17 protein-coding genes are annotated in these 14,350 nt (G+C 39.1%); 6 read left to right on the top strand and 11 right to left on the bottom strand.

From position 1 onward, the window contains the following. The first annotated feature begins 248 nt into the window (after positions 1-248). From ACTHOQ_RS02365 to ACTHOQ_RS02375, 3 genes are all read left to right on the top strand, one after another. A complete protein-coding gene (locus tag ACTHOQ_RS02365; protein ID WP_440494066.1) occupies positions 249-647 on the top strand; it encodes a hypothetical protein in 399 nt (132 codons plus the stop codon). Between the two features lie 180 nt (positions 648-827). Next, a complete protein-coding gene (locus ACTHOQ_RS02370; RefSeq protein WP_440494067.1) occupies positions 828-1,028 on the top strand; it encodes a CsbD family protein in 201 nt (66 codons plus the stop codon). 219 nt (positions 1,029-1,247) lie between these two features. Further along, entirely contained in the window at positions 1,248-3,410 is a 2,163-nt protein-coding gene (locus ACTHOQ_RS02375) for a putative bifunctional diguanylate cyclase/phosphodiesterase (RefSeq protein WP_440494068.1), read from the top strand. A 44-nt stretch (positions 3,411-3,454) separates the two neighbouring features. On the opposite strand, the gene ACTHOQ_RS02380 is transcribed toward ACTHOQ_RS02375, so the two are convergent. The 6 genes from ACTHOQ_RS02380 to yneA all read right to left on the bottom strand — a co-directional run bounded on the left by ACTHOQ_RS02380 (position 3,455) and on the right by yneA (position 8,370). Then, entirely contained in the window at positions 3,455-4,102 is a 648-nt protein-coding gene (locus ACTHOQ_RS02380) for an alpha/beta hydrolase (RefSeq protein ID WP_440494069.1), read from the bottom strand. Between the two features lie 19 nt (positions 4,103-4,121). Continuing rightward, the gene (locus ACTHOQ_RS02385) at positions 4,122-4,688 is read right to left on the bottom strand and encodes a DNA helicase (RefSeq protein WP_440494070.1); all 567 of its coding nucleotides are present in this window, start codon (positions 4,686-4,688) and stop codon (positions 4,122-4,124) included. 253 nt (positions 4,689-4,941) lie between these two features. Continuing rightward, the gene (gene tkt / locus ACTHOQ_RS02390) at positions 4,942-6,936 is read right to left on the bottom strand and encodes a transketolase (protein ID WP_440494071.1); all 1,995 of its coding nucleotides are present in this window, start codon (positions 6,934-6,936) and stop codon (positions 4,942-4,944) included. A gap of 137 nt (positions 6,937-7,073) precedes the next feature. Beyond that, complete coding sequence (locus tag ACTHOQ_RS02395) at positions 7,074-7,310, bottom strand: DUF896 domain-containing protein (protein WP_440494072.1); 237 nt, start codon at positions 7,308-7,310, stop codon at positions 7,074-7,076. 66 nt (positions 7,311-7,376) lie between these two features. Next, positions 7,377-8,033, bottom strand: a complete 657-nt coding sequence (locus ACTHOQ_RS02400) for a YneB family resolvase-like protein (protein WP_440494073.1) — start codon at positions 8,031-8,033, stop codon at positions 7,377-7,379. Next, positions 8,020-8,370 carry a cell division suppressor protein YneA gene (gene yneA, locus ACTHOQ_RS02405; protein ID WP_440494074.1) on the bottom strand — a complete coding sequence of 117 codons (351 nt, stop codon included), beginning with the start codon at positions 8,368-8,370 and terminating at the stop codon, positions 8,020-8,022. Before yneA ends, ACTHOQ_RS02400 begins: the two co-directional genes overlap by 14 nt. 161 nt (positions 8,371-8,531) lie before the next feature. Here yneA and lexA point away from each other — a divergent pair, with 161 nt between their 5' ends. Further along, positions 8,532-9,155 (top strand): transcriptional repressor LexA, encoded by a 624-nt coding sequence (lexA, locus tag ACTHOQ_RS02410; RefSeq protein WP_440494075.1) that lies wholly within the window; start codon positions 8,532-8,534, stop codon positions 9,153-9,155. Between the two features lie 86 nt (positions 9,156-9,241). On the opposite strand, the gene ACTHOQ_RS02415 is transcribed toward lexA, so the two are convergent. The 5 genes from ACTHOQ_RS02415 to ACTHOQ_RS02435 form a co-directional block, all read right to left on the bottom strand. After that, complete coding sequence (locus ACTHOQ_RS02415; RefSeq protein ID WP_440494076.1) at positions 9,242-9,937, bottom strand: gamma-glutamyl-gamma-aminobutyrate hydrolase family protein; 696 nt, start codon at positions 9,935-9,937, stop codon at positions 9,242-9,244. A gap of 122 nt (positions 9,938-10,059) precedes the next feature. Beyond that, complete coding sequence (locus ACTHOQ_RS02420) at positions 10,060-10,605, bottom strand: 5' nucleotidase, NT5C type (protein WP_440494077.1); 546 nt, start codon at positions 10,603-10,605, stop codon at positions 10,060-10,062. A 78-nt stretch (positions 10,606-10,683) separates the two neighbouring features. Continuing rightward, positions 10,684-11,391 carry a DNA alkylation repair protein gene (locus ACTHOQ_RS02425; protein WP_440494078.1) on the bottom strand — a complete coding sequence of 236 codons (708 nt, stop codon included), beginning with the start codon at positions 11,389-11,391 and terminating at the stop codon, positions 10,684-10,686. An 11-nt stretch (positions 11,392-11,402) separates the two neighbouring features. Further along, positions 11,403-12,251, bottom strand: a complete 849-nt coding sequence (locus ACTHOQ_RS02430; protein ID WP_440494079.1) for a hypothetical protein — start codon at positions 12,249-12,251, stop codon at positions 11,403-11,405. Continuing rightward, positions 12,248-12,886, bottom strand: coding sequence for a hydrolase (locus ACTHOQ_RS02435; protein WP_440494080.1), 639 nt, complete (start codon positions 12,884-12,886; stop codon positions 12,248-12,250). Before ACTHOQ_RS02435 ends, ACTHOQ_RS02430 begins: the two co-directional genes overlap by 4 nt. Before the next feature lie 318 nt (positions 12,887-13,204). On the opposite strand from ACTHOQ_RS02435, the gene ACTHOQ_RS02440 reads away from it, so the two are divergent. After that, positions 13,205-13,942, top strand: coding sequence for an S-layer homology domain-containing protein (locus ACTHOQ_RS02440; RefSeq protein ID WP_440494081.1), 738 nt, complete (start codon positions 13,205-13,207; stop codon positions 13,940-13,942). Between the two features lie 167 nt (positions 13,943-14,109). Continuing rightward, positions 14,110-14,350: gamma-type small acid-soluble spore protein (locus tag ACTHOQ_RS02445; RefSeq protein ID WP_440494082.1), on the top strand; the 241-nt coding region annotated here is incomplete at its 3' end.

A 14,350-nucleotide genomic window follows, 5' to 3' on the forward strand; every position in this document is an offset into this window, starting at 1 on the left:
TGCCACAGGACGTGGCGTACTTAGCTTTTGTTCCTAGTCTCTCCCTCGGTGCTCCTGCCGCTACGCTTTCGTCGCAAAATAAATTTTGCTGTTCCCGCTGGAGTCTCCTCCCCTCCATTCCAATCAACTCGCCTTGGCATGAAGTTTTGTCATCCCTAACTTTTGGTAAAGAGCCAAGATCCTTGTATTTTTACATTATTTTACACTATACTTTAAATAGATTGTTTTAATACATAGGAGGGATTTATATGTCATTATTTTTTATTAAACACAAATATGGAATTCACGAAATTATGGATGTAAAAAAACATAGCACAAACATCGAATTGCGCACTATATCACATGAAACTTTACATATTATTATCATTACCGACGAGAGCTACACCGTATATGATGACCGTTTTGCGGGCGCATCAAAGCAGTTAACCTCCCTGGAAGCGTTTGATATTAACAGCAGCTTCCGAAATAATGACTTTGATCATATGCGCGAGCTCTTTCTCAATGCATTGACAAAGCTATTTGACAAATTGGGCGAAAATGTGGGCAAACAAACAATGGTAGATTTGGACATATTGCGCCACGAAATCAGCGAGCATTATAAAGGCGTTTATTTTAAAATCTTATCCGATATTCAAATGAACAATTAATCGGGCTGTATGGCTGCTACGGATAGGCAAAAATCCGGGGCTGCGGCAACCGCCTGCAGTAGTACGAGGTGTGAAGAGCAGCAATGAGCGCCAGTTGATAGAAGTTTGAATTTATTCACTTGTTTAGCTTTTAGTTTTAGGGGAAAAGATAACTGTACAAACTTTTAGGAGGTATATGCTATGTCAAATGCATTTTCTGATAAACTAAAAGGCGCCGGCAACAAATTAAAAGGTGAAATAAAAGAATCACTCGGCAGTCGGACAGATGATCCTTTACTACAGGCTGAAGGAAAACGAGATCAGCTAAAAGGCGAAGCACAGGAAAAGATCGCGGAAGCAAAAGAAAAGATATCGAATAAAATGGACGAGTACAGGAAATAAAAATCCGGTGAAACTAGCAATCATTTTTGCTAGTTTCTTTTTTTTGCCAATTCACGCTATAATTTTAAACATTAAAAAAAGCTTTTACCCTTTTTCACAGGATTTAAGGCTTAAATAAAATGAACTTTTTACATATTATAATTATCATACTTTCAAATTATAGGAAATTTGTTATACTTTAATTAAAACTCACAATAATTTTTTAAAGGGGAAGTTATAATGTCACTTGATCAGTCCATACCCCTATCAAAAGATCGATTATTTATATGGTTAAAAACCTTAAGTAACCAGCTTTCGAAAGGATCTCTTATCATTGATGCCAATGATGAAAATATACCTATTCTACATGCAAATCATCATTTTTTGAAATTGACGGCATTTGAAGACGACCAAGTAATTAATCAAAATATAAATATTTTAAATGGACATCGCACGAATGAAAAATCAATTAAAGAACTAAATTCACATTTAAAATCCGGCATTGCAAAAAAATTCACGATTTTACATTATACAAAAGAGGGTTCCGCTTTTTGGAACTCCATTACGCTTCACCCGCTTCGGTGCGAAGACAACATTATTCAATATATTTTATTGACATGTGAAGATACGACAGAAGCAGAGTTAAATAAAATGATTTACAAATTGGAGCATGAAGTTTACGAAGCGATTGATAATGAAGATAATTTACAATCTATTTTGAACTTAATTTCCTGGAAAATAGAGCTGTATTATATTCGTGATGTATATTGCACAATCCATTTATTCGATCAACATCATGAAATCAAATCATTAGGTTCGCATACACTCCCTGTCCATGTCGTTAATGAGCTTGATCTTTTTACGATTGCGCCAAATTCGTGCTTTAATCCGATTGCCGTTTATTTAAAGGACTTCGGCACAGCCCAGCAACATGCACAGCTCTTTAAATACTGTAATCTAAACTTTATCCGGGGCTCGTGGACGAAGCCTATTTTAACGCCTCAAAATGAAGTGATCGGCATTTTAACATTATTTAACCAAGATGATGCCGACTTAAAGCAAATTGATATTAACTACTTGAACCGGTTGGCGTTGCTAATTCAGCTTGCAGTTAAATATGCCGAGCAAAAGATTGAGCTTAGCCGTCTCGCTTTTTATGACGTCGAGACAAATTTGCCGAATCTGCACTATTTTAAATCGGAATTGGCTGAATGGATCGAAGCAGGGGAATCAGGATTTGTTGCGATTATCCACCCGGCTGAATTCAACAAAGTTGTTGATTTGTACGGTCGACAAGCAGGGGCCGAGCTATTACGTCAAATGGCGGATAGGATGCGAGAGTATTTACCGGCAGGCGATGAGCTTATTTCGCGTTTTTCGAACTCCATAATTTTGGGCAAAAAAGCAGAGGCTGATCGTTTCAAGTACCATCATAAACATGTCGAGCCACTAACACTCGTACCATTTATTATTGATGGAAAGGAAAACTACATTACATTAAAAATCGGCTACACAACTTTTGATAAGGCGTTGACAGTCGAGCAATGCATTCATCAAACCGATATCGCCCTATCCAAAGCACGTAATTTAAGCGGTACAAGTTTTGCAATGTATGAGGAAAACAGCACGAAACAGCTCACAGAAGAAATGGAAATTTTCAACCAATTAGCCTACGCGCTTCATCATGAGGAATTTGAAGTGTACTTGCAGCCGAAAATCAACTTTACGACGATTGAAGTGGAAGGATTTGAAGCATTATCCCGCTGGAATTCAAGCAAGCTCGGTTTTATTTCACCTGTTAAATACATTCCGATTGCGGAACAATCAGGGAAAATTAAAGACATTGATTTATTGAACTTCAAAAAGGTATTGGTTTGGCTTCAAAACCGTATAGATGAAGGAAAAAAAATATTGCCGGTCGCACTTAATATTTCACCTGACCATTTTTACGATCCCAATTTTTTAAAAAATATTTTGGATACATTCAACAAATTTAATGTCCCGGCAAAGTATATTAAGCTTGAAGTGACGGAAAGCATCGAATTGGTTGACTTTGCAAAGGCAAAAGAGATTTTGGCGCGACTGAAGGAGCTCGGAATTGAGTGCTCGATCGATGATTTCGGGGTAGGTTTTTCTTCATTAAGCTATTTGCCGCAGCTGCCGTTTTCTGAAATAAAAATCGACCGAAGCTTTGTCAGTTCCATGAATGAGCCCGGAATGTATGCCATCGTGCAAACAATTATCCAATTGGCGAAAAATATTAAAATGCGCCCGATTGCCGAAGGGATTGAAACAGAGGAACAATTGATCATGCTCCAGCAACTCGGCTGTCCTGCAGGTCAAGGCTACTATTTTTACAAACCGATGGCAATTGCCGATGCAGAACAATTATTGGACACATAAAAAACAGCTGACGAGAAGTGATTCCTTTTTCGTCAGCTGTTTTTTTAATTTAAACTTTTCGGTAAATCGTTCGCCAAAAATGCGATTAAATCATGTAAATTTTGCTCACTCACGCCATGACCGACCGGATAAGATTTAAACGTGACATTCGTGCCGTAGTCATTAAAGAACCGTACCGCATGCTCTGCCCATTCAAACGGGAAATCATAATCATATTCCCCATGAGAAATAAAGATTTTTGATGCATCCATCGTCTTTTTGCTATACTCAAGTGCTGCAAACTCCGGCAAATATCCGCTTAAGGCAGCTGTGCCGCGAATCGTATTTCCCATTACCATTGCAAGAGACTGTGCCATCGCCGCTCCTTGATTAAAGCCAACAATGTAAATTTGCTGTTCATCCAGGTCAAATTCTATTATCGCTTCATGGATAAAAGCTTCAATCCCCTTTAATACTTTATCGAATATGGCGCGCTCTGGTTTGCCCTCTTCTTCAAATGTATAAAATGCATAGCCTGGGCGGTGCTGTATTGGACCTTGCAAACTAAAAATATGGCACTGTGCCGAAAACGAATCGACGAGCTGCAATAAATCGTTTTCATCACTGCCTAAGCCATGCAATAAAAAGATTGCAGGCTGTTTCCCCGTAGCCATCACAGGGGCTTTGTGCAAATAATTAAATGGTGTGTTCATATTGTTATTGTATCTCCTTTTAAGAAAGCGTCATTTTATTGACGATTTGGTCTGTATAGTATGCCATATAGCCATCCATCATTTTTAACGTTTCTTCGATATCGCCTTTTGTTAAGATTGCCGCTTTTTTCGCACAGACTAATGTTAGAAAATCCACGCGCAATGCATGTTCCACCGAAGCATAAGCATAATCGTAAATAACATCCTCATCTTCCGCTTTTAATTCTTCATATTGCTGATGAAACGCCTTCTTATAATCGTCCATTTTCTCTGCAACACTATTGCGAATCCGCATTTGCTGTGCCATTAATTCGTTTTCGATATACTTTACATCGGGCACTTCCCCAGCAGTAAATGCCGAACGAACAAGATCTGTCCATGCCATTTTGTTTTCAACGAAGTACGCCATATTCAACATTAGGCGGTCATAAAAATCAATCGTTGAAGTTGATGATTCCCGTTTATCATTAATATTCTGCTGAATTATTGCTTCGAATTTTTTTGGATCTGCCTGACTTGATAATAAATGAATTGCTTTTTCAATATATGTAGTAATGTCTTTTTGGATTTTTTCTGCTGTCATCATTCGTCCACATCCTTAATCTATTGCTTCGTTTTTCATTTTCTATCGTACCATTCCTTCAAAAAAATCGCACGTTACAAATTATTTGCCCCTTGGCTTAATCATACCCATGCACGACTTTGCGCCGGCGAAAAGAACTCCATAGCGAATCCATAGCATCCAGCGAAAGCTTTAACTTTTTCGACTGTTTGAACAATCTCTGAAAGAAGTTAAAAGCCACTCGCCGTAAAAGACGAGTGGCTTTTGGAGCTTCCAATTATAGCGCTTTTACTTTAGCAACTACATTTTCTACTGTGAAGCCGTATTCTTTAAGCACAATTTTTTCCGGAGCCGATGCACCAAATTGATCAATTGCCAGTACATCTCCTTCAAAGCCAACATATTTATGCCAGCCAAGTGATGCACCCATTTCAATTGCTAAACGCTTCGTCACAGCTTTAGGTAATACAGATTCTTTGTATTCCTTCGACTGCTTTTCAAAGCGGTCCATTGATGGCATTGATACAACAGATGCGTCAATTCCTTCTGCAAGCAATGCTTTTTTCGCTTCTACTGCCAAGCCAACTTCAGAACCCGTTGCAATTAAAAGGGCATCCGGAGTTTCTTTTGATGAAGCTGAAACGACATAAGCGCCTTTTTCAACACCTTCGTATACTGTCTCTTTTGCAGCGTCTAATACCGGCAAGTTTTGACGAGATAATACTAATACAGTTGGCGTTGATTTGCTCTCTACAGCTAATTTCCATGCTGCAACAGATTCATTCGCATCAGCAGGACGGATCACTGAAAGATTCGGCATTGCACGCAACGATGCTAAATGCTCGATCGGCTCATGTGTAGGACCATCTTCGCCTACCGCAATGGAGTCATGTGTAAACACATATGTTACAGGCAAGCCCATTAATGCAGATAAACGAATTGCCGGACGTACATAGTCAGAGAACACAAAGAAAGTACCGCCAAATACATTTAAACCGCCATGTAATGCCATACCGTTCAGCGCAGCGCCCATTGCAAATTCACGAACACCAAACCAAATATTACGGCCTTCCGGAGTTTCGGCAAAGAAATCGCCGGCGCCTTTAATTGTCGTTTTGTTTGATCCTGCCAAGTCAGCAGAACCGCCGAAGAATGATGGCATTGTTTTGGCAATTGCATTGATTGCATCACCAGATGATGAACGAGTAGCTACTGCAGTACCTGCTTCATATACAGGTAATTCAGAAGCATAGTTCTCCGGTAATTTGTTTTCCATTGCATTCACAAATTGTGCAGCCAGCTCAGGGTATTCGTTTTTATAGCTTTCGAATAATTCATTCCATGCTGCTTCTGCCTGGACGCCCTGTACTTCGCTTGCAGCTTTAAATGTATCATACACTTCAGTTGGGACGAAGAACGGCTCATGTTCCCATGCGTATGCAGCTTTCGTTAAAGCAACTTCATCAAATCCAAGCGGTGCACCATGGCAATCTGCTTTTCCTGATTTGTTTGGAGAACCGAATCCGATGACAGTCTTCACTTCAATCACTGTTGGACCGCCAGTATTTTGTTTCGCTTTTTCGATTGCTGAATTAATTTCCACAATATCTGTACCGTCCGCAACTTTTAAATAGTTCCAGCCGTAAGATTCAAAACGTTTTTGAATGTTTTCCGAGAAGGATTTTTCCAGATCGCCATCAAGTGAAATGTCATTCGAATCGTATAACACAATCAGCTTATCCAATTTCAAGTGACCTGCAAGTGAAATCGCTTCAGCAGCAACACCTTCCATTAAATCACCGTCACCACATAGTGCGAATGTATAGTGGTCCACAATATCTTTACCCGGCTTGTTATATGTTGCAGCCAAGTGACGTTCAGCCATAGCCATCCCTACAGACATCGCAATACCTTGCCCTAATGGACCTGTTGTTGCTTCTACACCTACTGTATGGCCGTATTCAGGATGTCCCGGAGTTTTTGAATTCCATTGACGGAAGTTTTTGATCTCTTCCATCTCTAAACCGTAGCCTCCTAAATGCAATAAGCTATATAAAAGCATGGAACCATGTCCAGCTGATAATACAAAACGGTCGCGATTATACCAATTTGGGTTTTGCGGGTTATGGCGTAATTGCTTCGTCCACAACGTATATGCCATTGGTGCGGCACCCATCGGTAAACCTGGGTGGCCGGAATTTGCTTTTTCAATTGCGTCGATTGATAATGTACGGATTGCGTTAATTGCTAACTGATCCATCTGTTGTGTCATTATGTGACATCCTTTCCTCGTACGATATTTATACATTCTTTAGTTTAGACAAATTCCCGCAAGAAAACAATCATTTCTCAAAACGTTCATTAAATTGTGTCATACTTAATAATAAATGTGTCATATCATTAAAAATTTTAGTTTAAAAAGTTTTTTTGCGCTTTAATTTGTTTCAGTTTTTCAGGTGTTACATCGTTTCCTTCTTCATCCACAACTTTCACATGCTCTATCGTATCGCGCATTGTCGAACGGAATGTGTCTAAATATTCCTTTCTTAGTGCTGTACGTTCCTTCGCTTGTTCTTCTGTCAATTTTCCTTCTTTAGCTAATTTAGAAAGCTCATTAATGCGAGCTAATTTTTCTTTTGATAACATATCGATCTCACCTTTCTTCGTACCAATAATACAAAGGTATAAAAAAAAGACTTGAAGGGCAAGTGTTTACTCTTCAAGTCGCTCCATATATTCAATATATCTTCTATGTACAGTTGCTTTGCTGATTGGAGTGCCAAACCCGGAGATTGTAGTCGCAATTTCGGCAAAAGTCAGCCCTTTTTGGCGAAGCTGGACAATTTCTTCAACAGGCACTTCTTTTCTTTCGCGTCCTTCTATATTGCCTCGATTTTTCAAGTTATTTTGTGGCTTATACCCATTTTCGACAGCACGGCGCATTCCCCGGCGGATTTTTGCGTTATGCATACGTCGCTGATATTCTTCAACAATGGCCAAAATTTCGAGGAGCATCGTATCCATTTCATTTAAAACAACAGGTCCTGCATCATTTAATGTGTACACAGTCGCTTCGTACTTTTGTAGTAAGTGGAGCACCGCCATTCGTGCATTCCCGCGTCCTAAACGCGTTTCATCCTGCACAAATAATGCTTTAATGCCAAACTCTTTCATATAATCGAGCATATCGAGCAAACCGGCACGGTCTACGTCATAGCCGCTATGCTGATCCGAGAAGATTTGAGCATCTTTATAGCCGAATGTTTTAGCATAGTTTGTCAGCTCCTCTTGCTGACGTATTAATGATGTTTCTTGCGTGTCCTTTTCAGTGCTGACACGACAATAAATAACTGCTTTAGTTTCTGTCATTATTTTCTCTCACTACTTTAACCGATGATTGCATGTCTGATGATTCGTTCAGTTTGACGATGTATTGTGCGTCTTTTTCCACAGGTACGACCAATACTTGACCGAAAACAACCTTTTCATCCAGCAAGCCATTTTCCTTCTTAACTTCACTTATCCAATCATGCTTTGCCATTTTACCACGATATTGTTCCGCTAACGACCATAAAGTATCGCCATGCTCAATTGTTACGTGTTCGTATAATTCAATTTTATCGTCTTTAACGATGATAATGGCAAATAATAAAATGGAAAATGCAAGCAGCATTGATGTAAAGCTGTTTAATCTCAACTTCTTCATAAGAAAACCCCTTTTTTAGAATGTATGTTCGGAATATTTGTTCCCATAATATTACGAACGTATGTTTTTGTCAACTGCTTTTTCGAACTTATGTTTGCTTTCATGTTCGCATACTGCTATACTTACATTAAGAAAAATAGCATGATAAAGAGGTGAGTAAGTTGACACAGAAAATTTCAAAGCGACAACAAGCCATTCTAACTTTTATAAAAGAGGAAGTTCGTACAAAAGGCTATCCGCCATCAGTTCGTGAAATTGGAGAGGCGGTAGGTTTAGCTTCTAGTTCAACGGTCCATGGGCATCTTGCTCGTTTAGAAAGTAAAGGGCTTATTCGTCGCGACCCTACGAAGCCGCGCGCCATTGAAATATTAGATCAGGAAGATATGTCAATCGCTAAACAAGGGGTTATCCATGTGCCATTAATCGGCAAAGTAACAGCCGGTCTACCTATTTCGGCAATTGAAGACATCCAGGAATATTTCCCGTTGCCAGATGCATATGGCTCTCCGGAAGAAGATTTATTCATGCTTGAAATTATGGGAGAATCGATGATTGAAGCAGGCATTCTAAATGGGGATTATGTCATCGTGAAGAAAACTTCTACAGCAAGCAATGGCGAAATAGTCGTTGCAATGACGGAGGAAGATGAAGCGACGGTAAAACGCTTCTACAAAGAAAAGACATATTTTCGTTTACAGCCGGAAAACAGTTCAATGGAGCCAATTATCGTCAATAAAGTATCCATTTTAGGCAAAGTTGTAGGTCTCTATCGAAATATTCATTAATTGTAAGCTTGCCATTCTAGTTGAATCGGCAAGTTTTTTTATATTGCCAAAAAACTCAGCCGCTATCGACTGAGCCATTCCGTTCCTTACTTTTTGCACGCATTTATAAAGCTTTCAAATAAACGTTGTGCATGAATATTTCCATGAGGGGCCAATTCCTCTGGATGCCACTGCACTGCAACACAGTACGGGTGCGATTCATGCTCAATCCCTTCAATAATGCCATCTTTCGCAATTGCCGATACAACCAACCCTTTCCCCAACTGTCCAACAGATTGGTGGTGAAATGTGTTCACGCGAAACGAATCTTCCCCAAAAATAGTTTTAAATTTTGGTGTTGCCACTTCAACAGTGTGGGCCAATTCTGCTCGCTTGGAAGATTGCTTATGTAATAAAGCATTTTCCATCTGTGACGGAATATCCTGTATAATCGTTCCGCCAAGCGCAACATTCATAATTTGCTGGCCTCGGCAAATACCTAAAATGGGCATTTGTCTATTGTATGCCTCGTTCATTAGCAAAATATCGCTATCATCGCGCTTTCGGACAACACTTCCTATATGGCGATGCGGCTCTTCCCCAAATAATAGTGGATCAATATCGGCACCGCCAATTAATACAAGCCCGTCTATAATGTTTAATAAAGCTTCCGCATTTTCTTTTGTCGCATTCGGTATGCATACCGGGATACCCCCTGCCTGTTCAATTGACGTTAAATAGGCATTATTAATATCCAGTTTTTTATCAAAGTCGTACATCGTCAACCCAATGATTGGTTTCATTTTACCTGCCCCTTATCTTTTATAGATAATTCAAATAATTCAAATTATACTATTGCACCTCGGTAAATGACCAGCGAAATTATCCGTAAAAAAAGGATTGCTCAAGTGCAATCCTTACGCTGTTATACGGTTTCCAATTGTTTAATGAAGTATTGTTTGATATCCTGCCAGTTTTGGACACGTATATATCCTTCCTCCGCACTGTTGTACGGCATTGAATATAATAGCCCCGTCCCTTTAAATGCAGCTAGTTGCCTTGGACTGTCATCGATTAAATAATCGGTATGTATAACCGCCTTATTCCCGCAAAAAACAATATTTTGTGTTTTTATAAATGGCAGATGCTCCATTAGCCAATCATATTTTGCAGTAAATGACCCGGGTACATCCATCGCTGCTGTCGCAATAAACACTTCATAATGCTCTTGAAGCTCTTGAATAACTTCAATTGCGTCCTCATCAAGCACTTTTAAATCGCGGAAATAATCCGGCTCATTTAACATGGCAAACAGTTTTTTCGCATCTTCGCGAGGCAAATCACGCTGTGTTGTCAATAAAAATTCTTCATCCGTAAAATCCGTACCGAAACTATCATTATAAGTAACTCGCAACTTCGAATAAAAATCAGCCAGTACTTGATCCATATCAATGGCAATACTTTTTTTCATGTTAAAAGCCTCCTTGAAATTCCCTAAATCCAGTTTATACAATAGTATGCTAATAAAACAAGGTAAAGCCCTTTACAATTAACAACGGACATATTTGCGTTTAAAGCCGATACGCCCTTTATCGATTTGTTTTTCGATTTCTGCATATGCATGTAAAATGCCTGGTTTTTTCCCCTCTCGTTTCGTTTCAATGGCTCCGATTTCGTCTGCAATTTTTAATGCCTCATCATGTAATGGCTTATAGGAAACACCGACTGTCATGACAAAGTTATTCATAGCAACTTGTGTACGCGGTGGTGCATGATGGATATTTTGCTTCACCTGTTCAAGCATGCCCAGTAATTTCTCTTTTGAAAATTCCTCATCTTTACGATTGCCGAGCAGCCAGCAATAACAATGCCACCCCGCGGACATTTTCAGCTCTTCGCCGCTTGCTATCCACTTATCGCTCACTTGTTGTGCAATATCCGATTCCGCCAATGTCACCGCGACAACATAATCTGAAATCATATAAAAATACGCTTGTTCAAGCCAGCGATCATAATCTGCCTCTGTCATAGCTGTCGGATCCGCAATAATTCCAGCAAAATACATTGCATCATAGTTGCCTGTCGCATAAAGCTGTTCTGCCAGCCCATGATTGATTTTAATTTGCTTCGCGAACGGTTTCATCGAGCCAATCGTCACACCAAATACCGGCTCCTTTGCACCGTTTGACATATAAATCTTTTTCGTGCGCTCTTTTCCAAGTGCTTCAAATTCTTGCATCATCGTTTCGAAATCCATAAAATCCTCCTTTAGTATTGATGAATGAGCGTATTCAGCTCATTTCTCATCTTAGTGTGAAATCCACGTTCATTCCATAGCATAAACGCTGGAATTTCCCCATTTTCATCAATGAGCTGTTTGACGGCACGATACGCTATATAATAGGCAAGGCGCGTATGACCAAATGATTGTCCGCCATTGATCGAAAACCATTCCTTAAATACATATGAGCTGCCTTCACTTTCTATATCATGAATAAACTTCTGTATAATTTCAACTTCATTATGCTTACAAAAGTTTAGCCAATCCATATGTTCCTCAAACGCAAAATAAACATCCTCCCTCGTTTGAACGGCTTTTGTACTTAAATATGTAGCAACCCCTTCTTGCAGCAGCCATGTATAAGGGCTTGTCCAGTCAACATTCGACCACTGGATTGCTTCATTCATCGAAATCAGATGGTGTGCTGCATGCCCGAATTCATGTGCTGCAATTGTTTGCAAATGCTCCGTTTTGGGAGATAATTTCTCAAGACAGAAGGCAATTTCAGGATTGTATTGCCGGTATGTATAAGCATTTGAGCCATATAATCCGACAAGTAAATGCACATCTTGTGTAAACTCTATATGATAGCTTTTTTCATAAAAGCTTTTGATCTCCATAATAATTTCAGGCAATTTTTCTGCTGATTCTGTTATGCGCCCGATATGTTGCGGATGCCGATCAATTGCACGAACGATTTTCCCCTCTTTATTTTTGCAGTGGTTGGCAAAATAGTATTCGTAATGCACGCTGTATTTTTGAAAATAATCATTTAAGTAATGTATTGTCGGCTCGTAACTCTCGACAAACGGTTTCGCCAAATCCCAAATTTTCATCGTTCATGCTCCTTCTCATCAAGCTTTTTCTGCTTCATTTTCAGTAAAAAAACGCTCTTTTCAACTGAAGTTTCGATATAGCCAATGATTTGCTCCAACGTAAATATAGTAAGCGATGTGTGCAATGCTGCCGAATCATATTTCAAATCAGCTAAAACATAAGGGATAAATGCAGAAATCTCTTCAGCCGGCACTTCCTGTAAATTTCCTGCTTCAAAAGGAATTTTCAGCAATGTTGCAAGTCGTTCATTCAAGCGGTAATATTCGATTAATTTTGCATTCAATAATTTAAAATCTTCATGATATGCCTGTAATACTGCCGGGTTTAATTCAATACGATTTTTCAGCCACGGCACATAAAAGCCTTGCAGCCACAAATCATCTGCGATTAAATGCGTGTAATAGCCAGCTATATAGCTTTCCGGCGCTTTACTTCCATACTTTTCAACAAATGCCTCATAATCTATTTTTCTAGTGAAATGCCGCAGTTCCCCTGTATAAAAATGCGAGGTTTCTTTGTTCGTTATCGCTGCATCTGCTGCAATGCCTCCTACTAGAAAGGTTGCCTGATCTTGAATCATTAATGCATCCGCTACTTTACAGGCAATGATAGCATGCATAATTCTTGAACCCATGTAAGTACCTCCATAAATAAGCCATGTTTAATAATTCAAGAAAATTGACGGAAATCCCTTTATTTTCACACCATCGCTGCATAACCGGCTATCCAAAAGGCAATCTCTAAATAATGCCGAATAATACTATACACATTTTCCGGCCTTCATGTTACTGGATAGTATTTATATGTTATGATGTGTTAAGAAAAAATTAAATAACTTTGTGAAATTATATAAAAGCAGGTATTCCCTTTTAATACGAAATATAAAGGTTTTGTTTCAAATGATGACAACTATTCATTTTCAATTAACAAGCAGACAAATATTGGTATCGTATTGAACGGGCTGGAAAATCATTCTGGCGATTTATCGTTCAATCTATTTAAAGGGGATCGCGCTGTTAAAAACTTGGATTACTTGGCACATGCAAAAAGCCTTTCTTTCGACCGAAAACATTTAACGGAACAATTACCGCCTGGCAGCTATACGGTTTCAGTAGCGGATTACGGCTCGAGGGAACAGTTCAATCGTGTAGATTACGACATAGCAATATACGAGCTTCTATTTTCCGATGTAACAACGAAAAATATGTATATTCATGAAATTACAGCTTTATCAAAATCAGGTATGATTATGGGCCATGCGGATGGTATATTCCAGCCTAAAAATAATATTACACGCAGGCAAGTACTGACAATGCTTAGCCGCGACCAAAATTTATCATTGCCGCCAATGCGCAAAATGAAGGACTTTAAAGATGTGAAAGCCAACAGTTCGGCATATGACCTTATAAAACCTTTTTATGAGGCGGGAATTATTGACGGTTCTGATACGGAGATGAATTTAGCGAGCCCGTTAACACGCGCTCAGTTAGCCAAAATTTTAGTGAATGCCTACCAGTTGAAAATGAGGGATAATGCGGCTGCTTTTAAGGATGCGTCATCAAATGAATATATTCGGATTTTAGCGTCCAATGGCATAACGACAGGTTCAAACGGCTATTTCGCGCCAAATAAGCCTGTCACACGCGAGCATTTTAGTGTTTTCTTATATTGGCTTTATAATATGGAGTAAGAAACACACCATACTAAAAACTTTTAAATCCGTTCAGTAAAATCCTATTATCCTTTAATGAAATTTTTGGCAATTGATGGTCTAACAGGAAAACGCATTGTAAGAAAAAATATTCCATCGAATAATAAAACAGCCTCTGAACAGAATAAATTCAGGAGGTGATATTGATGACAAACAACAAAAAATTCAATAATAAAAAGAACGCCGAATTCGGAATGGAGACGGATGTTAACCAAGTCATCAAACAAAACCAAAAGGCAGAAGCTAAAAAACAACTAGCTTCCGGTTTATTCGCAAATAACGGTTTTCAGAAAAAACCGAATGCAATGAACGCCGAATTTGGTTTGGAGACAAACGTTAACCAAGTCCGACAGCAAAACCAGCAGGCTGAAGCTAAAAAGCAGCAAG

It is taken from the genome of Solibacillus silvestris (genome assembly GCF_051967575.1).
Lineage (GTDB): Bacteria > Bacillota > Bacilli > Bacillales_A > Planococcaceae > Solibacillus > Solibacillus silvestris_B.